Raw genomic sequence first — 21,457 nt, forward strand, 5'->3', positions numbered from 1 at the left:
TGAACACACCACGTTCCAGGCCTTGCACCCTCTTCTGATCGGCACAACGCCTATCATCGAGGCCGACTACCAGCCCTGGCCAAGGCAATCCTCGACCTTCGCGAACACTTCAAGGCCCGCCGCAACAGATCCATGCGGTGATCCCGGGGAATCGGTGAAGGGTGCGCTCACACCGCTTACGTCGCAACTATAGCTGTGCGCTGTCCTGTTTTCTCAGCCACGTTTCGATCACAGACGGATTGACAACGTATTCAGGCACCCGCCACTCTGCCACCGCTAGAAGGTTCTCGCAGAATGCCTCCGGCAGGCGCATCTGAGACTCTACCGTATGTCCTACCATGTGTGGGGTAAGGATGGCGTTTGGAAGGTCGCGCAGCGGACTATTCTCTTTCAGCGGCTCTGGGTCGAACACATCGAGGGCGATGCGCATAGCAGGTCGCTCTGCGGCGAGCGCGGCGAGCGTATCGTCGGGGACGATGCCGCCCCGCGTGATGTTGACAAACACCACGTCCGGTTTCATCCGGCGCAACGCGTCAAGATCCAGCATTCCTCGTGATTCAGGATTGAGCGAAGCCGCCATGATAACGACATCGCTTGTCGCGAGCACCTCATCGAGGCTCTGCGCGGCGACATATGCGGGCATCGGTCGCGTCGTGCGCACCGAGGCGACGAGCCTCACACCCCATGCAGACAGCCGTTCCGCGATAGCCTGTCCAATTTTGCCAAAGCCTATCAGGCCAACTTTCTTTCCCATGAGCATCCGCGCACGGACCTGCGAGGGACGCGGCAGGTTTTCGCGAAGGTAGCGCTCAGTGCCATGAAGGTCATAGAGCGAAGCCAGCGTGAAGAGAACTGCGGCCTCGGCCATGCTGACGGAGTTTTCCGTAATTTGGCCATTCGCCACGAGTATGCCGTTTGCTGTCGCGGCCGAAACATCGAACCCTTCGACCCCTGTGAACGGGGAAACCAATGCGCGCAAACGCGGCATCTTGGCAAACAACTCCCGGTCGGCTGTAAAGCTTGAGGACGCGCCAAGGATTTCCAAACACTGCAGCGCGTCAACTGCGGCAAGCAGATCGTTTCGTGTTAAGAACCGCGCCACACTATGGCCGCGCCGTTGCAACTCGTCATGGGCTGGATTGAAGAATCGATCAAAGGAGGACGATCCCACTAAAGCAACAATCAAGATTTTAACCTCCACATGAGTTACCTAGGACAATCCTAGATGGCAGGTCCCACCATTCAAGACCGAGCGTACGTTGTAGTCGTAGACTGCGACCAGATCTGGCTAAATTGCATATCTTCGCTTAGTGTGTACGAACACAGAAATCCAGTGGACCTCACGGCCGATCACCCCGTCGTCCATGAAACCTATTTCGCTACGTCGCCGAGCCACTTATCAGCGGCAACCTCAATGTGATCCACCACCGTTCCGAAAAAGAACTGTCAACGAGCCATATTCTGTCGACACCGCCTTGATTGTCCCGCGGGACAAGCTCGATTTGCCTGCCGCTGTTTCCGGCGACTGGCTTTTCTGCCCTGCTAACCCTTGCAATCGGCACGAGAAGATGACAATCCCAAAAAAATCCAGCTTCTAAGCCAATTCATTTAATCTAGTACCGGCGACCTCGCGCCTCACCTTCAGGCCATGATTGGCTGGAGAACCCAAAGCATCTGCTGACCTATAGAAACGGATAGCTCGGCTCCTGATCAAAAGACTTAATCTACCACAACTGCACCGGCTATCGATACCTGTCCTGGTGGCTTATCCCCGAGTGTCCGGTGGCACAACGAGGCTCTCGCCTTCATTGCCGACGAGGCCACCTTCTGGATCGGCGCATGATAGGAATTATAACCCACAACGCGCAAAGTCGAGATATCCCCTCTCCCCAGGGGGGAGAGGGGGATTAGCCTCCCTATCCCCTACTCCGCGAACTCTCCCGTCGCGGCCATGATGACGGTGCGGAGCCGGTCGGCCCTGGCGGGGCCGGCGACCATTTCCAGCAGGCGCAGGGCGTAGAAAAGGTTGATCTCCGCCGTCTCCGCATCGTCCGGGTCGCCGGCCGCCCTGGGATACTGCGCCAGCAACGCCTGTGCCCGCTCCAGCAGGCCTTTTTCCATCGACGCCATGGCATCCTTCAGCGGCTGGTGCAGGCCGAGCGCGTCGGCCAGCCCCTCGCACCGGCGCAAGGCGCGGGCATGGTCCTCCGCCGCGCTCTGGGCGTCGTCGTCCACGGCAACCGGCCGCCCATTGGCGGCGGGGGCCGCTACCGCGGTCAGGATGCCCTGGGGCGCGGTGTCGAGAACGCTGCCGGTCACCATGGTCCGCACCGCCGCCTTCACCGCGTCCAGCCGCTCGCGATAGACCGGCTCGGCCAGGAAATCCATGACGGCGGAGGTGGTGTTGACGCTGGCGACCAGCCGTTCGGCAATGGCGATGGCCTCCTCCGGAGCGATGGAGACGGCAGCCTCGCCGCCGTTGCCAAAGCCGTTCCCGTCCAGGCGGGCGCTCCGCTCCTCCAGGTTGGTGACCACCAGCCCGCTCAGTTGGGCGAAGATCACCGGCTGTTCCCGCCGCGCCTTGCCGAGGTCGATGTCGTTCAGCACGGTCAGCAGGTCGGCCGGGTTCGCCATGCGGGAGGAGGCGACCAGCAGCAGGTCATAGACCAGCGTCGGCGATTGGCGCGCCGCCGCCTGGGCCGCCTGCTCGATGGCTTCCACATGGTGGTCGTCCAGCTTCGGCAGCGGCTTGGGCGCCAGCGTGTCCTTCAGCGCCTCCACCGTCAGGCCGATGTCCAGGAAGGCGGCGACGTCCAGAACCTGCCGCCGCAGCTCCTCGTCGCCGTGAAGCAGCCGCCACACCATCTGGCGCGATCCGTCCTGCTCCACCGCGCTCCGAATGGCCTGGGCGGCCATCGGCCACAGCCGACGCCCGATGTTGCGCAACGCGTTGATGTTGCCGGGCGCGGTCTCCTGCACCTGCCGGTCGAGCTGGTCGATCAGGGCGGTGTCGCCGCATTCCGTCACCAGCCGCCAGACCGGTTCGATCACCCGCCGCTCGATGCGGCCAAGCGGCACGTCGACCCCGCTGAAGCTCTCCAGCACATCCTCGAACGGCATGCACAGGACACGCTTCATCGTCGGGCGGCGGCCGGGCCGCACCTGGACCAGCCGCGGGCGGATGGCGGCGAAGGTCTGGCGCACGTCGGGATGGTCGCGCACCCGCTCCAGCAGGCGGACGACCTCGATGAACTTGTCCTCGGGGATGTCGAACAGCCGGCTTTCCAGCCCCGGCAGGCGGTCGACCTTGCCCTGTCCGCTTCCGTCCGCCGGTTCCGTCATGGCGAGCGCGCTTTCACCGCCTCGATCCGGCGGATGGCGTCCATGTCCATCTGGCCGGTGCGCCAGTCCTCCAGCATGCGGACGGAGCGGCGCTGGGCCAGCCTCACCTGCTTGGAATCCTCCACGAAGTCGCGGCTGGACTCCTTCCTCGGCAGCAGGGGCAGGATGCGGAACAGGTCGTTGACGGTCGCGGCCTGCTGGTGGTGGTCCTCGGTCTGCGCCACTTCCCAGGCCCCGGTGATGTGGCTCCAGCCGTCGAGCAGCCACGCCATCCGCGCCGCCTGGGCGCGCACGCGGACGATCTCGCTGTCCCAGTCGCGCATCAGCGGACCGATCGCCTCGATGCGGCGGTGGAAGTCGCCCAGCACCTTGTCGCCGATGGCGATGGTGTGCTGCGCCACCTCCGCGCAGAAGGCCGCGACCGGGGCGGCGTCGCCCGGCACCTCGCGCGCCCAGTCGGTCAGGCTGTCGCGGAACCCCTTCAGGTCCATCAGCCCGCGCGTCAGCCGGCCGGGCTTTGGCGAGCGCGCCAGCCCGACCGGGGCGGCGACCGCGGCGACGTCGGCCAACCGGGAATAGAGCAGGGTCGCGTCCATCCGCAGGCTTTCCGCCGCGCGGGTCATCAACTGGCGGGTCAAGCGCTGCCCTTCGTCGGTGTCGATGCCGGCCTTCAGCATGTCCGGCGATTCCAGCCCGACCGCCTTCAGGATCGACAGGATCAGCAGGTAATGGGTGAGGGTGCTCTGCTCCTCATCATCCTCCAGGGCGCGGCGGGCGGCCTGCGCCGCCTTCGGCCCGGCCAGCCCGCGCCGCGCCGCCTTCAGCGTCGCCCGGCGGATCTCGTGGGGGGAACAGGCGTCCTCCTTCACGATCAGGTCGTGGAGATAGCGGTCGTGCATGGTCATCGACACCATGTCGGGCACCGATTTCCAGGCGACCACATAGATGCCCATGCCCTGCGACAGGCTGGGAATCAGCACCTCCAGCTTTGACCGTTCGCCGCGGCGCACGCGGGTCTGGGACAGCAGCGGCGTGGTGAAGGCCACCGCGGCCCCCCGTTCCTCGAAGGTCGACGGCGCGTATTCGATCGCACCCTTCAACATGATTGCCGTTCCGGATTCGCCTGACCGATCTGTTACGGCCGCGCCGCCCTTCAGGCCAGGACCGGCGCGAACCTCACGCTCCCATCATTACATGGTCGCAACACAAGCGGCGGCGAGCAATTTGTACCGATTTGTAGCACGCTGCGACGGCCTGCCGCAGTTGGGAGCGAACCGTAGGCGAAACTTAACCTTGACCGCAAAGGGCTATCCTTCGCCGAAGCCTTGACGTAATGCGGCGGAAGACGGGCCGCATTTGAGAATCCGAGCCGGAAATCTTTCGAAGGTCGGCGGAAATTTTCAAACAGGCGACGCCCCTTGCGCTTTGCGCGGCGACGCGACAGTTTGGGCGCAGGTTCAGACCGTAATACTTCAGACCGCCGGACTTCGGGCCGCCAATCAGGGGAGAGACAGAGGGTGAGCAACATCGGCATCGTGCTCGGACGGTTCCACCGCAAGGAAGGGGAAGAGATGTTGGACGAGGCGCGCGCGGTCGCCGCCCGCCGCGGCCTCGGCATCGTCGCGGAGGTTTGGGTTCCCGGCTCGATGGAAAAGCCGCTGGCGATCAAGCGCCTGCTGATGCGCGACGACGTCGCCGGCGCGGTGGCGCTGGGCATCATCGAGCGGGGCGAGACCGAACATGGCAACGTCATGGGCCATGCGGTGATCCGCAGCCTGATCGACCTGCAGCTTCAGTTCATGAAGCCGGTTGGCGTCGGCATCCTCGGGCCGGGCATCAACCCGTCGCAAATCCCGGCGCGCATCCGACCCTACGCCGCCGCCGCGGTGAACGCCTGCGCCGACCTGATCGAGCAGGGCTGACGCGGTTGCATTTCGGCGGGGCTCCAGCGATGCGCAACACGCATCGCCCCGCCGAACGGCAGGCCGCCCCCGGTCGTCGGGGCGCCCGCACCTAACGGGACCGCCGCGACGCTCCCAAAGCATTCGCAAGGACGACCAGCCCCAGCCCAAGCAGCGCCAGCAGTGCGCCGGGCATGGCGATCAGCAGCGCCAGGGTGCTCTCCGGCGCGTCCAGCCCCATGAACATCACCGCCAGCACTGCCCAAGCCCCTCCGCAGAGCATGGCGAGCCATCCGAGAATACTCACGATCCCTCTTCCCACAGAGCCCCCGCACGACAGCACAACTGTCCAGCTTAAGGCCGCGCGGCGGTCGAACAAAGTCCGAGCCGGACCCGGAGCCGCGACATTTGCGCCTTTCCAAATGGCGAAGGGGCGCAGGCCCGATCACTGCAATCCCAGCAGTTCGCCGAGCGCATGGCTGAGCTGGCGCGGCGTCACCGGCTTGTGGATGATGCCCAGCCCGTGGGCGGCGGCGTCGCGTTCGCACTCGGGGCCGGTCTCGCCGGTCAGGATCAGGCCCGGAACCGGCGGCTCGTCCGCCTGCTCGAACAGGGCGCGGATGCCGGCGACGGCTTCCGTGCCGTAGCGGCCTTCGCGCAGGCGGTAGTCGGCGACGACCAGATCGGGGCGGCGGCCGCTGCGGCGCAGCGCCTCCACCGCCTTGTCGGCGGAACCGGCGACCAGCACCTCATAGCCCCATTCGCGGAAGATCGTCTCCAGCCCCAGCAGCACGATGGCGTCGTCGTCCACCACCACGGCGAAGCGGCCGTGGCCGGTCGTCGCCGCTTCCGCCGGGCTGAGCGGACGCTCGACGGTCCGGCCGAGCGGCAGGGCGATGACGAAGCTGGTCCCCTGCCCCGGTTTCGACTGGACGTCCACGGGATGGTTCAGCAGCTGCGACAGCCGCCGCACGATGGCAAGGCCGAGGCCGAGGCCGCGGTTGCGGTCGCGTTCCGGATTGCCGACCTGATGGAACTCCTCCCAGATGCGTTCCAGATGGTCGGGCGGGATGCCGATGCCGGTGTCGCGCACCTCGATCAGCAGGCGGCCGCCGGTCTGCCGGCATTCGATGTCGATCCGGCCGCTCTCGGTGTAGCGCAGCGCGTTCTCCACCAGATTGCGCACCATGCGGGTCAGCAGCGTGCGGTCGGTGCGGGCGGAAGCGTTGCAGGACAGGACATGCAGGTCCAGCCCCTTGGCCGCCGCGACCGGCCGGTAGGAGGCGGCGATGTGGTCGAACAGCGGGACCATGGGCACGGTCTCGATGTTCGGCTGCACCACCCCGGCGTCGAGCCGCGACATGTCCAGCAGGCTGTCGAGCAGCTCCTTCAGCGCGTCCAGCCCGCGGCCGAGATGCATCAGCGCGTTGGCACCCTGGCTGCCCTGCACATGGGGCTTCAGCACGTCGACGAACAGCAGAAGCGCCTGAAGCGGCTGGCGCAGGTCGTGGCTGGCGGCGGCCAGGAACTTGCCCTTGGCCTGGTCGGCCGCCTCCGCCGTTTCCTTCGCCTGCATCAGCGCCTGCTGCGCCTGCCGGCGGGCGGTGATGTCGCGGAAATAGACAGAAAGCCCGTCCGGGCTTGGATACATGCTGATCTCGACCCAATCGCCGAGGATGGGCGACTTGACCTCGACGGTCATCTCCCGCCCTTCGCGCACCGCCTGCTTCTGCGCCTCGAACGCCTCGCTGCCCAGCACCTTGGGGAAGGCGTCCCAGATGCGCCGGCCCAGCAGTGTGTCGCGCGACCGGCCCCAGAGCTGCTCCGCCTTGCGGTTGATGTAGGTGAAGCGCCAGTCGTGATCGATGGCATAGAAGGCGTCGCTGATGCTTTCCAGGATCATCACCGCCCGCTCGTGCGATGCGCGCGCCTCCTCCTCCGCGCGCTTGCGCATGGTGATGTCGCGGGAGAAGCAGCCGACCCCCTCCGCCGTCGGCAGCATGCGGATCTCCAGCCACAGCGTGGTGTCCTCGCCGTCCAGGCGTTTCTCCATGCTGGTCGGCACCCGTTCCGTCATGGTCTTGCGGCACAGCGCCTCGAGGTCGGAGCCGGCAAGCTGGGGCCAGATCTCCCACAGGCGGCGGCCACGGATCGCCGACAGCGGCTGGTGGTCAAGCTGTTCGGCCCGCCGGTTCTGGTAGATCACCCGGTAATCGCGGTCGAGCGCCACCAGCGCCTCGTCGATGCTGTCCAGGATGTCGCTTGCACGCTTGCGCGCGTCGGCGATGGCCTCCTCCATCCGCCGCTCGTCGGAGCGGTCGTGCAGGATCCACAGGTAACCCTCCTCGTCGCCCTGCAGCGGCAGGATGGTCAGCGCCCCCCAGACCGTGCCCCCGTCGCTGCGGCGGAAGGCGCGCTCCTCCTGGATGCGTCCTTCGGCCAGCGCCCGCAGCCTCAGCGCGTCGGGCACGCCGGCCACGACATCTTCCGGCGGGAAGAGAAAGGCAACCGGACGGCCTTGCGCCTCTTCCTCCGTCCAGCCCAGGATGCGGACGGAACCGGGATTCCAGCTGGTCACCCTGCCGTCCGGCGATAAGGTCAGGATGGCGTGGCCGACGGCGCTGTCCAGGATGGCGCGCAGCCGCCTTTCGCTGTCGGCGTGGGCGGCACGGCTGTGCTCCAGGGCATCGAAGGCGGTTCGGAGATCCTCGTTGAGCGCGGTGACCGTCAGCAGGTCGTCGCAGCCGGTGCAGGCGTTGGCGAGGGCGGCGCTCAGCCGCGCGTTTTCCCGCTCCAGCTCTTCCACCCGCGCCGCCAGCTGCGCATCGGGAGCGGTACCCGGTTGGACAGTCGGCTGAGTGTTCGGGGAAGCGTTCGGTTGGGCATCCGGACCCGCCCCGCCCCCCATCCGGCTGGTCGCGGGCTCATCCGGGAGAGACTGCGGCTTGGTCATAGGCGCTCAAGAAAAACGAAAGTCTCAGTAGACGAGAGTGCGCAAGACCGAAAGCCCCTGTAAACCCTCCAAAGGAAATAGGACTGATGATTGAAGAAGCGATCAATTTTATCTTTATCAATACCGCATATTTGTAATCGCCCCGACCATTGCCCGCACACCGGGATCAGGCACTTTGTCACGCCGCAAAACCAACCCTAGCGTGCGAACCAGCGGCGGAGACAGGGATTGGACTGCGAAGCGGTCGCAGTCGCTTGGTCCCTGGACGGTGACCGACGGCAGGATCGACCGGCCGAGACCGGCGGCGACGAGGTTCTTGATCGCCTCGACATTGCCGAGTTCCATCGCCGGGCGCGGCTGCACGCCGCCGGCCATGAACCAGCCGTCGATCACCGCCCGCATGGTGCCGCCGCGCTCGTAGAGGATCAGCGCTCCGTCCGCCAGCGCCGCCGGGGCGATGCCGTCCGGCGCCGGCCCATCCCCGATCCGCGGCCCGACGCAGACCAGGTCCTCGCTGCACACCGGTTCGATGGACAGGCCGGCGCGGACGGCCGGCAGCGTGACCAGCGCGAGGTCCAGCGTTCCGGCCTCCACCGCGTCCAGGATGTCGGGCGTGTTGCCGGTGACGACGATGATCTCCAGCCCCGGATGGGCGGCGCGGAGCGCGGTCAGGATCGGCGGCAGCCGGTAGATGCAGGCGGTCGCCCCGGTGCCGATGCGCACGCGTCCCGACTGCCCGGCGCGGTGCCGTCCCATGGCGGCGGATGCTGCCTCCACCTCGTCGCGCATGCGGCGGATGAAGGGCAGCAGGTCGCGGCCGGCCGCCGTCGGCAGGGCGCGCTTGCCCACCCGCTCCACCAGCCGCACGCCGAACCGCTCCTCAAGATTGCGGATCTGCATGCTGACCGCCGGCTGGGTCAGCCCGAGCCGGCTTGCCGCCTCGGTGAAGCCGCCATGCTCGATGACGGTGGCGAAGGTGATGAGTTGGTCGAGATTCAGGCCGCGCATACCCACAGCCTTCCTTATGATTCCGATCAAATCAATAAGTTTGCCTTTTCCGCGATGCTCCGCGACGGTGGGGCCATGACGACCGTCTCCCCGGCCCCTTCCCCGCCCCCCTCCTCCACATGGCTCGTGCTGCTGTGCGCCAGCCGCTTCGCCACGTCGCTGTCCTTCATGGTCTATGCCGGCGCGCTCGTGCCGGCGATGCAGGCCTGGGGCATGTCGGCGGGGGAGGCCGGATCGATCCAGACCGTCTTCAACATCGGCTATGCCCTGTCGCTGGTGGGGTCCTCTTGGTTCGCCGACAGCCTGGGCGCCAAGCGCGTGTTCCTGTGGGCAAGCTGGGCGACGGCCCTGACCGGCCTCGCCTTCGCCTTCTTCGCCCGCTCGGCGGAAAGCGGTCTGCTGCTGTTCGCGCTGATGGGCCTGACGCAGGGCGGAACCTATGCCCCCTCCATCATGCTGGTGGCGCAGGGCGTGCCGACGGCGCGGCGGGGTGCGGCGGTCGGCTGGCTGCTGGGGGCGGGGTCGCTCGGCTATTTCGCCTCCATCGCGCTTGCAGCATGGTTGGCGGAGCGGTTCGGCTACGAGGCCGCCTTCATCGCCTGCGGGCTGGGGCCGCTGCTGGCGGCACTGCTCGCCACGCCGGGACTGCGCGGGCGCGCCAATCTGGTCGCCGGCGGTAGCGCCCGGCGGCTGCGCGGCGCCTTCCGCTTCCTGGCCGACCGCCGGTCCTTCCTGCTGACCGCCGGCTACACCACCCATTGCTGGGAACTGCTGGGCATGTGGGCCTGGCTTCCGGCCTTCCTCACCGCCAGCCTTTCCGAGTCCGGAGGCGCCGGCATGCGCGGGCTGTGGATCGCCGCGGCCATCCATCTCTCGGGCTTCCTGTCGTCGCTGCTGATGGGGCGGGCGTCGGACCGGCTGGGCCGGCGGGCCGTTCTGGTGGCGATGGGGCTGCTGGGGGCGGCCTGTTCCTTCACCATCGGCTGGATGGACGGGATGCCGCTGGTCCTGGTGCTGGCGGTGGCCGCCCTCTATGGCTTCTCGGCGCTGGGCGACTCCCCCGTCCTGTCCACGGCGATGACGGAATCGGTCGAACCCGGCAGCCTCGGCGCGGCGCTGGCCGTGCGCTCCATCCTGGGTTTCGGCGCCGGGGGCGCCGCACCGCTGGCGGTCGGGCTGGTGCTGGACCAGGCCGGCGGCATGGGTGGCCAGATGGGCGGCTCGTCCTGGGGCTGGGGTTTCGCGCTTCTCGGCGTTGGCGGCGGGTTGGCGACCGTCTGCGCCCTTCTTCTTCCCGCCGACCGTCCTCACCGGAGTTGATACATATGCCTGCCATCACCGTGCGGGCGTCCACCGACGCCGACATCCCCTCCATCGCCGCGATCTATGCCCGCCATGTCCTGCACGGCACCGCGTCCTTCGAGGAGGTTCCGCCGGACGAAGCCGAAATGGCCCGCCGCCGCGCCGACATCCTGGCCCGCGGCCTGCCCTATCTGGTGGCGGAGTGCGAGGGGCGACTTGCCGGCTACGCCTATGCCGGGCTCTACCGCACACGCAGCGCCTACCGCTTCACGCTGGAGAATTCCGTCTACGTCGCCGACGGCATGGGCCGGCGCGGCATCGGCCGGGCGCTTATGGAGCCGCTGATCGAAATCTGCGAGGCGGCGGGATACCGCCGGATGATCGCGGTGATCGGCGACAGCGCCAACCAAGGCTCCATCGGCCTGCATGCCGCCTGCGGCTTCCGTCCCGTCGGGGTGCTGCCGGCGGTCGGCTTCAAGTTCGGCCGCTGGCTGGACAGCGTCCTGATGGAACGCCCGCTGGGCGAGGGCAGCGACGGGCTGCCGGCGGAACGAGGAGAGAAAGTGTAGGCTGGCAGACTGAACGGCCAGAATAGCCAGCCGCTGTTATCTGCCAGAGGGAACAATCACCATTTGAGCCAACTGAAGCGCCCGGTCGGCATCATCGGCGGAAAAATGCTCTTTGACGTAATAATCCGCACGTACCCTCAGGCGCTTTAGTTCCCCATGGACCCGCTTGGCTGCAACAATGTAACGCGGTGGATTGGAGTCCAACTTCATACCCTTCAGGAGATCATGTACGTCCGAATGCCGGGCGTACTCTCCTGTCGCATCAAGACGGAAATAGGCAGCGGATGCGTGATATACCGGCTCACGCCTGAACTGACTCTCGGGCCGCAGGGGGTTCCCAAATTATAGCGAGCATGATTCACTGAAGCTCCACCGGGAGTGGGGGTGACCATGTCGGCAATCCTGAAGATCGCGGACGGGATGACGGCGGCGGACCTGCGGCTCTGGGCACGGCGGTGCGGCAACGGTCGGGCGGCAGCGCGGGCGTATGCCATCGCCAACGCCTTGGATGGGCTGGACCGGGCGGAGGCCGCACGCTTGGCTGGGATGGAGCGGCAGGCGCTGCGGGACGCGGTGCGGCGCTACAACGTGGAAGGGGTCGCGGGCCTGTTCGACCGGCCCAAGGGGCACCGGGCGGAGTGGCTGAGCGACGCGGAGCAGGCGGCCTTGGCGGCCGCGGTCTTCAAAGGACCGGACCCCGCCGTAGATGGGGTCTGCACCTGGACCTGCGAGGCCCTGGCGGTGTGGATCGCCGCCAAGTTCGGCAAAACCTTTCATCCGCACAGCGTCGGGCGGACGTTGCGGCGGCTGGGCCTCTCGCGCCAGAAGGCCCGGCCCGTTCACCCGAAAACCGAGAGCAAAGCGCAGGAGCGCTTCAAAAAAGGGGGCTTCGCCGCGCCCTGACGGCGGCCGCCGAGGCGCACCCGGGCAAGCGCCTGCGCGTGTTTTTCCAAGATGAGGCGCGGTTCGGGCAGAAGGGGCGGCTGTGTCATCGCTGGTGGCTGAAGGGCCAGCGTCCCCCCGGCCTCTGCGACCAGAGGTTCGACTGGACTTACCTCTATGCCGCCGTCGAACCCAAGACGGGGGAAGGCTTTGCCCTCGTCCTGCCCACGGTGTCCACCGTCGCCATGAACCGCTTCCTCGCCGACTTCGCCGCCACCCTGGCCCCGGACGACCACGCCGTCATGATCCTCGACGGCGCCGGTTGGCACGCCAGCAAGAGCCTGGTCGTGCCCGCCAATCTCACCCTCGTGCCCTTGCCGCCCTATTCGCCCGAGTGCAACCCGGTCGAAAACACACCGGCAGGGAACCTCTGAAACGACGGTTCTGTTGACACCACGGCTGGGGCATGAGGCTCTTCATGCTCTGGCCGTCTGGATGGCGCGACATCATGAGCAGTTCAAGGCAGGAAGCGATCCAGTGGCTGGAACTGCCGCCCGACCGGCGGCGGCGACTGATCGTGCTGGTGGCCAGCCTGATCCGAAGCCGCCTGGTTGCGGCCCAGGAGGCCAGTGATGAACCAAGATTCGCCTCTAACCGAGCCGCCGTTCCCCGACAAGGTCCGATCCCGCCATCGTGATCGGCAGGCGGTGGTCTATGTCCGCCAGTCAACCATGCGGCAGGTCGAGCGGAACCAGGAATCGACCCGCCTGCAATATGCGCTCGCGGAGCGGGCTTGCCGGCTCGGATGGCGCCGCGAGCAGGTGATGGTCATCGACGATGATCTCGGGCGCTCCGCCGTCTCCACCTTGGACAGACCCGGCTTCCAGCGCCTTGTTGCCGAAGTTGGCCTCAACCATGTCGGCCTCGTGCTCGGCATTGAGGTGTCCCGACTGGCGCGCTCGTGCCGCGACTGGCACCAACTGCTGGAAATGTGCGCGCTCTTCGACACCCTGATCGGCGACGCCGATGGGATCTACGACCCGTCCATTTACAACGATCGTCTGCTGCTGGGGCTGAAGGGCACGATGAGCGAGGCGGAGTTGCACATCCTGAAGGCCCGCATGCTCGAGGGTCGGCGTGCCAAAGCCGCGCGTGGCGCCTTGGTCGTGGGCTTGCCGCGTGGTTTCGTCATCCGACCGTCCGGCGAGGTTGCCCTCGATCCGGATGAGCAGGTCCAGGCCGCCGTCCGGCTGGTTTTCGCTGTGTTCGAGCGTCGGCGCTCGGTGAACGGGGTGCTGCGCTATCTGGTCGAGCATGATCTCAGGCTCCCCGACCGCATCCGAACGGGACCGCGCAAGGGTGAGGTGCGCTGGAGCCGTCCCAACCGGGCCACCATCGGCGACATGCTCCATCATCCCGCCTATGCCGGCGCCTACGTGTATGGCCGGCGGCGACAAGATGCCCGACTGCGGCAACCGGGCAAACCCCACAGCGGCCGGCGCCTCGTGCACGATCCCGCCGCGTGGACGGTACTGCGCCGGGACTGCTGGCCGGCCTATATTGACTGGAACACCTTCGAGCGGAATCAGGAGCAGATGGCTGCGAACCGCTCCCGACAGAATGGCGTTCCCCGCGGTGGACCGGCTCTCCTCGCGGGGCTGGTGCGGTGCGGCCGATGCGGGCGGCGCATGTCCATGAGCTACCGCGACGGGGGAACCGAGGCGCGCTATCTGTGCTGCCAACTCCAGACGACGTTCGGTGGACCGCGCTGCCAATCGGTCAGCGCCCGACCGGTGGACGCGCTGGTCGCCGCTCTGATGCTCGAGGCGCTTGCCCCCTCGGCGATCGAATTGAGCCTCCAGGCCGCCGAGGACCTCGAACTCGAACGCGAGCAACGGCACCGGCAATGGCGGCTTCGGCTCGAGCGCGCCGATTATGAGATGACATCGGCGCGACGGCGCTACGAGGCCGTGGACCCGGAAAACCGTCTGGTTGCCCGCACCCTGGAACGGGACTGGGAGGCGGCCATCGCCGCCAGAGATGCCGCGCAAGCCGAGCATGACCGAGCCTTGGCGCGGGAACCTTTGCGCCTGAGCGAAGCCGAAAAGCAGGCGGTGCATCAGTTGGCCGCGGACGTCCCGGCGCTGTGGAGAGAGGCCACGACCACAGCAGCGGATCGGCAGGCGATCGCACGGGCCATGCTGGACCGGGTGGTCATCCGCGTCGAGGAGGACACCGAATGGGTCCGGGTCGAATGCCACTGGGCCGGCGGCGTCCAGACTCACCATGAGGTCACGCGCCCAATCCGCCGTTTCAAGCAGTTGAAGAATTATGAGCGGCTGATCGCCCGCTTGAGCGAACTGCGCGGTGAAGGGCGAACGGCGGAGGTGATCGCCGAGGTTCTGAACACGGAGGGCTGGCGGCCAGCGAAACGGGCGATGTTCAACGCGCCCATGGTCCGCCGTCTGCTTCAGCGGCACGGGATCGCAGCCCTACGACCAATCTGGTCACAGGACGTGCCGCGAGGCGCGGAGGACGAGTTGACCCTTCAAGAGGTTGCCGAACACCTGGGAGTGCATCGCCAAACGGTCTACGGCTGGCTCCGACGCGGACGCATCAAGGGCCATCTGGCACAGGTCGGCGGCCAACGGATTTGGCTTGTCCGCTTGCGGGATCTCCCAACTCAGGACGCCTCCGTTACCGGCTGAGCCCTTCAGCAGGAACCCAACAGAGAGAGGTCCCATGGCAAAACTATCGAGCGGGTCTGGCTCTTCTTGCGTGAGAAGCTGATGTCGCTGCGGGTCTTTCCCGATCAGGACGCCATCATCGACGCTTGCTGCGACGCCTGGAACGCGCTCGTCGCCGAAACCGGCCGCATCAAATCCCTCTGCTTCCCGCCTTGGCTCCAGAAGGTCATTTCATAGGAGAGGCGGTAATAAACCGCGTAGTAAGCCGCGTGAGCGGCAGAGCGCCAATCTGCTTCATTCTGGTCATCTTTGGTCAGCAGGCACATCGCAACCGCCACCCATAAACTAGGCTGCATCAGCTCCCCGCATGTATCGCAAATGTGCCCGCCCAAAGAGTTCCGGCTTTATTTCCTCGACCAGTCTTTGTATATGATCTTCCTGCTCGGCAAACTGCCTATGTGGCTTTTCCACATCCGCACAGACTAATACTTTTACAAAATAGAGACGCTCATCGCCGAGGTCTTCGGCACCCACCTCACAATCAACCCCAAAGGCGCGATCGGCGAAATATTTATAAACCTGCGCCGCGAGCTGATCGAGGTCGTCCTGCTCTTTTTTGCCTTCAGGCAAGGTAGAGGAAAACGTTTCAGGAAACCTGACTGCCTTTTCCGCACCCCCTGCGGCCAATGCATCCCTGGTTTGAGCCAGAACCCCTTCACAGGCGTTCTTTATACGCCGCCAAACCTCACCGACAGTTGCGCGATACTGTGGCGTTCTACGCTCGATGTCAGCAAGCTCGCGATTTGCTCGATCGATCCACGGGACAAGGTCGCTCTGCGAATATCTGACGAATTCAGAAAACCCCGCCACGAAAAGGTCGAGGTCGCGAGCACTTGCACCGGGCAGCTTTTCCAGAATTTTCCTGACCGATTCGATCCACCCTTCCGCCAACCGCTCGAAGTGCAACATCTGCGAAACAGCGGCACGGAACTGCGGCTCAGCCTCCTTGAGGGCAAGGCGCAGAATCACATCATCCACCTCCGCCTGGGTAGGCGGTGGTGGGTTCGGTATTAAGTTCTCAATCTTGAATGCCGTTTGGCTCATACAGCCCAAGGTGATGCTTCCTCGAAAACGAGTCAACCTTCTGCGCACTGGGTTTCGGCTGACCCGATCAATCCGTCCACCTCAGTCCGCCCCCAGCAGCTCGTCCCGGTGCGAACTGGGCGCCTTCGCCATCGGCACCGTCCGCGGCAGCTCCACCGTGGGCAGCCGCCAGTCGACCGGCGGTGCCGATCCCGGCGTCGGCCGATGCTGGTCCAGCACCGCCAGCAGGGTCAGCAGCGCCAGGGCCAGCGCCACCACCAGCAGCCGACGGTCCACCCCGGCCAGCGGGCCTTTCCCGTCGCCGGCTCCGGCGTCGTTGCGATCCGGCAGGGCCATGCTGCGTCCTCCCCTTCCCGTCGGGCCTCTTTCGACAGGCCTCATGTGCCGGGATCAGATTGAACCATACGGCCGATCGTCACAACAGGCGGCGCTCACGGAAAACACGCCGCGGTCTCGCGTTGCATCGAGGAGCCCTGCGACGGCCGCTCCACCCAGGCGATCCGCAGGATGTTGGTGTTGCCCGGAACTCCGAAGGGTACGCCGGCGGTGATGACAACGCGCTGGCCTTCCTGGGCAAGCCCGCTGGCATGGGCATAGCGGACGGCTTTCTGCACCATCTCGGAGAAGCTGCCGATGTCGCGCGTGTGGAGGCTGTGCACGCCATAGGCAAGCTGCAGCCGGCGCGCCGTGGCCATGTTCGAGGTCAGGCAAAGGACCGGCACGTCCGGCCGTTCCCGGCTGGCGCGCAAGGTCGTCGAGCCGGAGGTGGTGTAGGTCACGACCGCCGCCGCATGGATCGTCCTGGCGACCTGCCCGGCCGCCGCGGTGATCGCGTCGGCGGAGGTTTCCTGCAGGCTCGGGTGCTGGGATTCGACGATCTTGCGGTAAAGCGGGTCGGCTTCGACGCGCTGCGCGATGCGGTCCATGATCGACACCGCTTCCACCGGATACTCGCCCGACGCCGTTTCGGCCGACAGCATGACGGCGTCGGCTCCGTCATAGACGGCGGTCGCGACATCCGATGCCTCGGCCCGCGTCGGCGCCGGCGCCGACACCATCGATTCCAGCATCTGGGTGGCGACGATCACCGGCTTGCCGGCCAAGCGGGCCTCGCGCACGATCCGCTTCTGAAGCGCCGGGACATCCTCCGGCGGCAATTCGACGCCGAGGTCGCCGCGCGCGACCATCACGCCGTCCGACAGTTCGACGATCAGTTCCAGATGCTCGATCGCCTGCGGCTTCTCCATCTTCGACAGCAGCGCGGCACGCCCGCCGATCAGGCGGCGCGCTTCCGCCACGTCCTCCGGCCGTTGCACGAAGCTGAGCGCGACCCAGTCCACGCGCTGCTCCAGCGCGAAGTCCAGATCCAGGCGGTCCTTGGCGGTCAGCGGCGACAGCGGCAGCACCACGCCCGGCACGTTCACGCCCTTGCGGTCCGACAGGCGGGTGCCGCTGACCACAACCGTATCGGCATGGTCCGACCCGCAGGCGGTGACGCTGAGCCGGACCCGTCCGTCGTCCAGCAGCAGTTCGGCCCCCGGCCGGAGGGCCGCGAAGATTTCGGGATGCGGCATGCCCACGCGCGTCCCGTCACCCGGTTCGGACGACAGGTCCAGCCGCAGCGCCTGCCCCGGGCTGAGGGTGATCGACCCGTCGCGGAAGGTGGCGAGCCGCAGCTTCGGCCCCTGCAAATCGGCCATGATCGCGATGGGACGGCCGAATTCCTGCTCCATCTCGCGGATCACCCGCAGCCGCTCGCCATGGTCCGCGTGGCTGCCATGACTGAAATTCAGGCGGAAGACGTCGACCCCGGCGACGAACAGCTCGCGGATGCGCTCCGGCGTGGAACTGGACGGTCCGAGTGTCGCCACGATCTTGGTCTTGCGCTGACGCGGCGGAAGGCCTGACGGACTGCTGCGGAGAAGGGCCATGGGCTGGTTACTCCTGAACTTGGTGCCTGGAACATTGGGCATGGCGGAATGCGGCACGGCGCGTGGGCTGCGGCATCGCCGGAACGGCGGAGCACCGGCGCCGCCCGGAACGGGGCCGGCGCAGCGGGCGAAGGATCGTGGACCGCGCTTCCGGCCGGCGGCGGATCGGATCCGATCTCAGCCACGCCGTCTTATGACAGCGCTGTCAATCGGCACCGTATCGCCGTGCCCATGGCTTGAGAAGAATTTTCTTCGTCGTTTCCTGCGACAAGTCGCCCATCCTCTCGTTCATCTTGCCGAAGGGGCTTGGACTGGACCCTCGGGAACTTGGCAAACGGCGCTCGACAGCCCTATGTTGTCCTGAACTCTTGAACCGGCTTACCGAAGGTACACTCGTGTCGGATCCCCTGCCCACCCATGCCAAACGGAAGCCGGGCAAGAAGGCGCCCCAGCCGGATCAAAAAAAAGCCGCGCCCCGGACTTCCAGCCGCTCTTCCGGCAGCGTCACGCTGGAAGAAGTGGCGCGGATGGCCGGGGTGGCGCCGATCACCGTCTCACGGGCGATCAACCGGCCGGAACTGGTGACCAAGGACACGCTGGAGCATGTGCGGGAGGTGATCGCCCGCAGCGGCTATGTGCCGAACCTGCTGGCCGGCGGCCTCGCCTCCAAGCGCAGCCGGCTGGTGGCGGCGATCGTCCCGACCATCGGCAACTCGATCTTCGCCGAAGCGGTCGAATGCCTGACCGACCGGCTGGGCGAGGCCGGCTACAAGGTGCTGCTGGGCCTGTCGGGCTATCCGGCCTCGCGGGAGGACGAACTGCTCGCCACGGTGCTGAGCCGCCGCCCCGACGCGGTGTTCCTCACCGGCATCACCCATTCGCCGCAAAGCCGGCAGCGGCTTCTGGCGGCGAAGATTCCGGTCGTGGAGACCTGGGATCTCACGCCCACGCCCATCGACATGCTCGTCGGCTTCTCGCATGAGAAGCTCGGGCGCGCGGTGGCCGCCTATCTGATCGGCAAGGGATACCGCCGCCTCGGGCTGGTCTGGGCGAGCGACGAACGCGCCGCCGTCCGCCGCCGGGGCTTCGAGGAGGCCGCGGCCGAACGCGGGGTCACCGACATCCAGGTCGCGATCCTGCCGGCGCCCGGCAACCTGAAGCTTGGGCGCGAAGGGCTGGCGAAGCTGCTGGATGGGCCGCAGCCTCCGGATGCCGTCTTCTGCAGCTCCGACGCGCTTGCGCAAGGTGTCCTGACGGAAGCCCAGGCCCGCGGCCTGTCGGTGCCGGGCGATCTCGCGATCATGGGCTTCGGCGACCTGGAATTCGCCCCCTACACCTATCCCGCCCTCTCCACCGTGCGGATCGACCGGCAGGCGATCGGCCGGCTGTCGGCCGAAGCGATGCTCGCGCGGTTCGAAGACAAGCCCGTCGAGAAGATCGTCGACATCGGCTTCGAGATCGTGGAGCGGGAAAGCACCTGAGCCCGGTCTGTCCGCCAGTCAGGTGAAGGACCCGATCAGGTAAAGGGAAGATCGATGCCGAGCACCGGAACATTCCGGACCCACTCCGCATGGCCGGTTTCGGCCTCGCCTGAGTCGAACCCGTGCAGCACGGCGAGTTCCACCGCCGCCGCGAGTATCGCCATGACCATGAACTTCAAGGCGAAACGTTGAAATTCCGCCGGCTGTTCTGACATTTTGCGCTCCTGATCACGATGCGCAGGCATCGGGTGAAAGGGTGGCGGGGCCATTCCCGCCGTTGCCCGAGATTATTGACAGCGCTGTCACTATGCACAACAGCCGGTGCCGCATGACTGGCTTTACGATGCTGCAGCGCAGCGCAGCGCTATTATGGGTCCCGGCCCCTCCGCTCCTTACCGGTCGCAGCGCTATTATTTGGCCATGACTTGCGGGCTTCATAGAAGAACCCCGGACATGGCCATGAATATGCCCTCTCCCCAGAAGTATAGCCTGACCTAGGCAAACGATGCGGCGCCCTGCCGCAGATCCCAAGAAGAGCTTTTTATTTTCAGCATCTTAGGGGCTGCGCGCCCCTTTTTTCTTTGACAGCGTTGTCATAGACGCCGCGAAAGAGGCGAATTTTGCCCTTGGATCTACCGAATGGCAGCGCTATCAATTCGTCACTGATAGCGCTGCGAAACCAAGGGACCGCCCGCTGGCAGGACCCGCAGAAGCGCCAAACCGTGACCTTCCGCAAGGCACACGCCAAAGCCCCCAAAAAGCAAGAATCGGGCTGGAGCCGGGCGGTATCATAGGGAGCAATGTCCATGTCCGCTGAAGCCTCCATACCAACCGACACGGTGGTTGACGGAATGGCCACACCGCCAACAGCAGAAAAGGCAGCAGCCGCCCAGGCGAAGCCGACGCATGTGCGCTACCTGATCGTGCTCATGCTGTTCATCCTGACCGCCGTGAACTATGCCGACCGCGCCACGCTGTCGATCGCCGGTCCCGCCGCCTCCAAGCAGCTCGGCCTAGACGCCGTCGCCATGGGGTACGTCTTCTCCGCCTTCGGCTGGGCCTATGTGATGGCCCAGCTTCCCGGCGGCTGGCTGCTAGACCGGTTCGGCTCCAAGACCATCTACTTCTTCAGCCTGATCACCTGGTCGATCTTCACCCTGCTGCAGGGCTTCGTCGGCTTCCTCGGCGCCGGCACGGCGATCCTCACGCTGTTCGCCCTGCGCTTCATGGTCGGCCTGACCGAAGCGCCGTCCTTCCCGGCGAACTCGCGCATCGTCTCCGCCTGGTTCCCGACGGCGGAGCGCGGCACCGCCTCCGCCGTCTTCAACTCGGCGCAGTATTTTGCCACCGTGATCTTTGCCCCGCTGATGGCGTGGATCACCGCGACCTACGGCTGGCAGTACGTCTTCTACGTCATGGGCGTGCTGGGCATCGTGCTCGGCTTCGTCTGGATGAAGGTTCTGTACAGCCCGAAGGACCACCCGCTCATCAACAAAGCCGAGCTCGATCACATCGAGCAGGGCGGCGGTCTGGTCGACATGGACAACGCGAAGAAGGCCAAGGCCGGCGGCGGTCCGAAGCTCGGCTACCTGAAGCAGCTGCTGTCCAACCGCATGCTGCTGGGCATCTACATCGGCCAATACGCCATCACCACGCTGACCTACTTCTTCCTGACCTGGTTCCCGGTCTACCTCGTCCAGGGCCGTGGCATGACCATCCTGAAAGCCGGCCTGATCGCCTCGGTTCCCGCCATCGCCGGCTTCATCGGCGGCGTGCTGGGCGGCGTGATCTCCGACTGGCTGATCAAGAAGGGCTACTCGCTGTCCGTTGCCCGCAAGACGCCGATCGTGCTCGGCATGCTGATGTCGATGAGCATGATCGCCTGCAACTACGTCGATGCCGAATGGCTGGTCGTCGCCATCATGGCGCTCGCCTTCTTCGGCAAGGGCGTCGGGGCGCTGGGCTGGGCCGTCGTCGCCGACACCTCGCCGAAGGAGATCGGCGGCCTGTCGGGCGGCCTGTTCAACACCTTCGGCAACACCGCCGGCATCACCACCCCGATCGTCATCGGCTATCTGGTCGCCGGTTCCGGGTCCTTCGACGGTGCGCTGATCTTCGTCGCCGCCAACGCCGCCGTCGCGATCCTCAGCTACCTGTTCATCGTCGGCGAGATCAAGCGCGTGGAACTGAAGACGCTCTGACCCCTCCACGCCGCACCCCGATCCGCCCCCCTCATCTCACGATCATCCGAAAGCGGAGCGCGGCTCCGATGGCCGCGCCCCTTCCCTGGAGACCCA

Annotated in this window: 20 protein-coding genes; 8 read left to right on the forward strand and 12 right to left on the reverse strand. The window is 66.2% G+C overall.

Annotation, left to right across the window (positions count from 1 at the left end):
• Positions 1-187 precede the first annotated feature (187 nt).
• The 3 genes from ACWPKK_RS13445 to ACWPKK_RS13455 form a co-directional block, all read right to left on the reverse strand.
• Entirely contained in the window at positions 188-1,201 is a 1,014-nt protein-coding gene (locus ACWPKK_RS13445; RefSeq protein ID WP_149168370.1) for an NAD(P)-dependent oxidoreductase, read from the reverse strand.
• A 722-nt stretch (positions 1,202-1,923) separates the two neighbouring features.
• Positions 1,924-3,342: a hypothetical protein gene (locus ACWPKK_RS13450; RefSeq protein ID WP_452004823.1), complete on the reverse strand. Its 1,419-nt coding sequence runs from the start codon at positions 3,340-3,342 to the stop codon at positions 1,924-1,926.
• Positions 3,339-4,445, reverse strand: a complete 1,107-nt coding sequence (locus ACWPKK_RS13455) for a hypothetical protein (RefSeq protein ID WP_324865605.1) — start codon at positions 4,443-4,445, stop codon at positions 3,339-3,341. The genes ACWPKK_RS13450 and ACWPKK_RS13455 overlap by 4 nt, the downstream gene beginning before the upstream one ends.
• Positions 4,446-4,859: 414 nt before the next feature.
• Between ACWPKK_RS13455 and ACWPKK_RS13460 the strand changes: the two genes are divergently transcribed.
• Positions 4,860-5,264 (forward strand): 6,7-dimethyl-8-ribityllumazine synthase, encoded by a 405-nt coding sequence (locus ACWPKK_RS13460; RefSeq protein ID WP_324865607.1) that lies wholly within the window; start codon positions 4,860-4,862, stop codon positions 5,262-5,264.
• Between the two features lie 91 nt (positions 5,265-5,355).
• Here ACWPKK_RS13460 and ACWPKK_RS13465 read toward each other — a convergent pair whose 3' ends face one another.
• From ACWPKK_RS13465 to ACWPKK_RS13475, 3 genes are all read right to left on the reverse strand, one after another.
• On the reverse strand, positions 5,356-5,550 hold the full coding sequence (locus ACWPKK_RS13465) for a hypothetical protein (protein ID WP_452004827.1): 195 nt from the start codon (positions 5,548-5,550) through the stop codon (positions 5,356-5,358).
• A gap of 138 nt (positions 5,551-5,688) precedes the next feature.
• Positions 5,689-8,196 carry a hybrid sensor histidine kinase/response regulator gene (locus ACWPKK_RS13470; RefSeq protein ID WP_324865611.1) on the reverse strand — a complete coding sequence of 836 codons (2,508 nt, stop codon included), beginning with the start codon at positions 8,194-8,196 and terminating at the stop codon, positions 5,689-5,691.
• Between the two features lie 117 nt (positions 8,197-8,313).
• A complete protein-coding gene (locus tag ACWPKK_RS13475) occupies positions 8,314-9,204 on the reverse strand; it encodes a LysR family transcriptional regulator (protein WP_452004830.1) in 891 nt (296 codons plus the stop codon).
• Positions 9,205-9,279: 75 nt separating this feature from the next.
• Here ACWPKK_RS13475 and ACWPKK_RS13480 point away from each other — a divergent pair, with 75 nt between their 5' ends.
• Positions 9,280-10,524 carry an MFS transporter gene (locus ACWPKK_RS13480; RefSeq protein WP_452004833.1) on the forward strand — a complete coding sequence of 415 codons (1,245 nt, stop codon included), beginning with the start codon at positions 9,280-9,282 and terminating at the stop codon, positions 10,522-10,524.
• Between the two features lie 5 nt (positions 10,525-10,529).
• A complete protein-coding gene (locus ACWPKK_RS13485; RefSeq protein ID WP_452004835.1) occupies positions 10,530-11,075 on the forward strand; it encodes an N-acetyltransferase family protein in 546 nt (181 codons plus the stop codon).
• A gap of 36 nt (positions 11,076-11,111) precedes the next feature.
• Here ACWPKK_RS13485 and ACWPKK_RS13490 read toward each other — a convergent pair whose 3' ends face one another.
• Positions 11,112-11,405 carry a HEPN domain-containing protein gene (locus ACWPKK_RS13490; RefSeq protein ID WP_452006635.1) on the reverse strand — a complete coding sequence of 98 codons (294 nt, stop codon included), beginning with the start codon at positions 11,403-11,405 and terminating at the stop codon, positions 11,112-11,114.
• A 60-nt stretch (positions 11,406-11,465) separates the two neighbouring features.
• On the opposite strand from ACWPKK_RS13490, the gene ACWPKK_RS13495 reads away from it, so the two are divergent.
• The 3 genes from ACWPKK_RS13495 to ACWPKK_RS13505 all read left to right on the forward strand — a co-directional run bounded on the left by ACWPKK_RS13495 (position 11,466) and on the right by ACWPKK_RS13505 (position 14,665).
• Entirely contained in the window at positions 11,466-11,978 is a 513-nt protein-coding gene (locus tag ACWPKK_RS13495) for a winged helix-turn-helix domain-containing protein (RefSeq protein WP_452004837.1), read from the forward strand.
• A 38-nt stretch (positions 11,979-12,016) separates the two neighbouring features.
• Positions 12,017-12,391: an IS630 family transposase gene (locus tag ACWPKK_RS13500; RefSeq protein WP_452004840.1), complete on the forward strand. Its 375-nt coding sequence runs from the start codon at positions 12,017-12,019 to the stop codon at positions 12,389-12,391.
• Between the two features lie 198 nt (positions 12,392-12,589).
• Entirely contained in the window at positions 12,590-14,665 is a 2,076-nt protein-coding gene (locus ACWPKK_RS13505) for a recombinase family protein (RefSeq protein ID WP_452004842.1), read from the forward strand.
• Between the two features lie 104 nt (positions 14,666-14,769).
• On the opposite strand, the gene ACWPKK_RS13510 is transcribed toward ACWPKK_RS13505, so the two are convergent.
• The 4 genes from ACWPKK_RS13510 to pyk all read right to left on the reverse strand — a co-directional run bounded on the left by ACWPKK_RS13510 (position 14,770) and on the right by pyk (position 17,679).
• Positions 14,770-14,970: a hypothetical protein gene (locus ACWPKK_RS13510; RefSeq protein ID WP_452004845.1), complete on the reverse strand. Its 201-nt coding sequence runs from the start codon at positions 14,968-14,970 to the stop codon at positions 14,770-14,772.
• Between the two features lie 19 nt (positions 14,971-14,989).
• Positions 14,990-15,673: a hypothetical protein gene (locus ACWPKK_RS13515; protein WP_452004848.1), complete on the reverse strand. Its 684-nt coding sequence runs from the start codon at positions 15,671-15,673 to the stop codon at positions 14,990-14,992.
• A 156-nt stretch (positions 15,674-15,829) separates the two neighbouring features.
• On the reverse strand, positions 15,830-16,084 hold the full coding sequence (locus ACWPKK_RS13520; RefSeq protein WP_452004850.1) for a hypothetical protein: 255 nt from the start codon (positions 16,082-16,084) through the stop codon (positions 15,830-15,832).
• A gap of 95 nt (positions 16,085-16,179) precedes the next feature.
• Positions 16,180-17,679, reverse strand: a complete 1,500-nt coding sequence (pyk, locus tag ACWPKK_RS13525; RefSeq protein ID WP_452004853.1) for a pyruvate kinase — start codon at positions 17,677-17,679, stop codon at positions 16,180-16,182.
• 395 nt (positions 17,680-18,074) lie between these two features.
• On the opposite strand from pyk, the gene ACWPKK_RS13530 reads away from it, so the two are divergent.
• Positions 18,075-19,160: a LacI family DNA-binding transcriptional regulator gene (locus ACWPKK_RS13530; protein WP_452004856.1), complete on the forward strand. Its 1,086-nt coding sequence runs from the start codon at positions 18,075-18,077 to the stop codon at positions 19,158-19,160.
• Positions 19,161-19,195: 35 nt separating this feature from the next.
• Here ACWPKK_RS13530 and ACWPKK_RS13535 read toward each other — a convergent pair whose 3' ends face one another.
• A complete protein-coding gene (locus ACWPKK_RS13535) occupies positions 19,196-19,375 on the reverse strand; it encodes a hypothetical protein (RefSeq protein ID WP_324865625.1) in 180 nt (59 codons plus the stop codon).
• Between the two features lie 636 nt (positions 19,376-20,011).
• On the opposite strand from ACWPKK_RS13535, the gene ACWPKK_RS13540 reads away from it, so the two are divergent.
• A complete protein-coding gene (locus tag ACWPKK_RS13540; RefSeq protein ID WP_452004859.1) occupies positions 20,012-21,361 on the forward strand; it encodes an MFS transporter in 1,350 nt (449 codons plus the stop codon).
• Positions 21,362-21,457 lie beyond the last annotated feature (96 nt).

Source organism: Azospirillum largimobile (assembly GCF_977007025.2).

Bases quoted from the DNA above. Each gene is read 5' to 3' on its own strand.
- ACWPKK_RS13480 (WP_452004833.1), top strand. From the start codon at position 9,280: ATGACGACCGTCTCCCCGGCCCCTTCCCCGCCCCCCTCCTCCACATGG.
- ACWPKK_RS13470 (WP_324865611.1), bottom strand. From the start codon at position 8,196: ATGACCAAGCCGCAGTCTCTCCCGGATGAGCCCGCGACCAGCCGGATG.
- ACWPKK_RS13450 (WP_452004823.1), bottom strand. From the start codon at position 3,342: ATGACGGAACCGGCGGACGGAAGCGGACAGGGCAAGGTCGACCGCCTG.
- ACWPKK_RS13475 (WP_452004830.1), bottom strand. From the start codon at position 9,204: ATGCGCGGCCTGAATCTCGACCAACTCATCACCTTCGCCACCGTCATC.
- ACWPKK_RS13540 (WP_452004859.1), top strand. From the start codon at position 20,012: ATGGCCACACCGCCAACAGCAGAAAAGGCAGCAGCCGCCCAGGCGAAG.
- ACWPKK_RS13535 (WP_324865625.1), bottom strand. From the start codon at position 19,375: ATGTCAGAACAGCCGGCGGAATTTCAACGTTTCGCCTTGAAGTTCATG.
- ACWPKK_RS13455 (WP_324865605.1), bottom strand. From the start codon at position 4,445: ATGTTGAAGGGTGCGATCGAATACGCGCCGTCGACCTTCGAGGAACGG.
- ACWPKK_RS13510 (WP_452004845.1), bottom strand. From the start codon at position 14,970: ATGTGCCTGCTGACCAAAGATGACCAGAATGAAGCAGATTGGCGCTCT.
- ACWPKK_RS13520 (WP_452004850.1), bottom strand. From the start codon at position 16,084: ATGGCCCTGCCGGATCGCAACGACGCCGGAGCCGGCGACGGGAAAGGC.
- pyk (WP_452004853.1), bottom strand. From the start codon at position 17,679: ATGGCCCTTCTCCGCAGCAGTCCGTCAGGCCTTCCGCCGCGTCAGCGC.
- ACWPKK_RS13505 (WP_452004842.1), top strand. From the start codon at position 12,590: ATGAACCAAGATTCGCCTCTAACCGAGCCGCCGTTCCCCGACAAGGTC.
- ACWPKK_RS13485 (WP_452004835.1), top strand. From the start codon at position 10,530: ATGCCTGCCATCACCGTGCGGGCGTCCACCGACGCCGACATCCCCTCC.
- ACWPKK_RS13495 (WP_452004837.1), top strand. From the start codon at position 11,466: ATGTCGGCAATCCTGAAGATCGCGGACGGGATGACGGCGGCGGACCTG.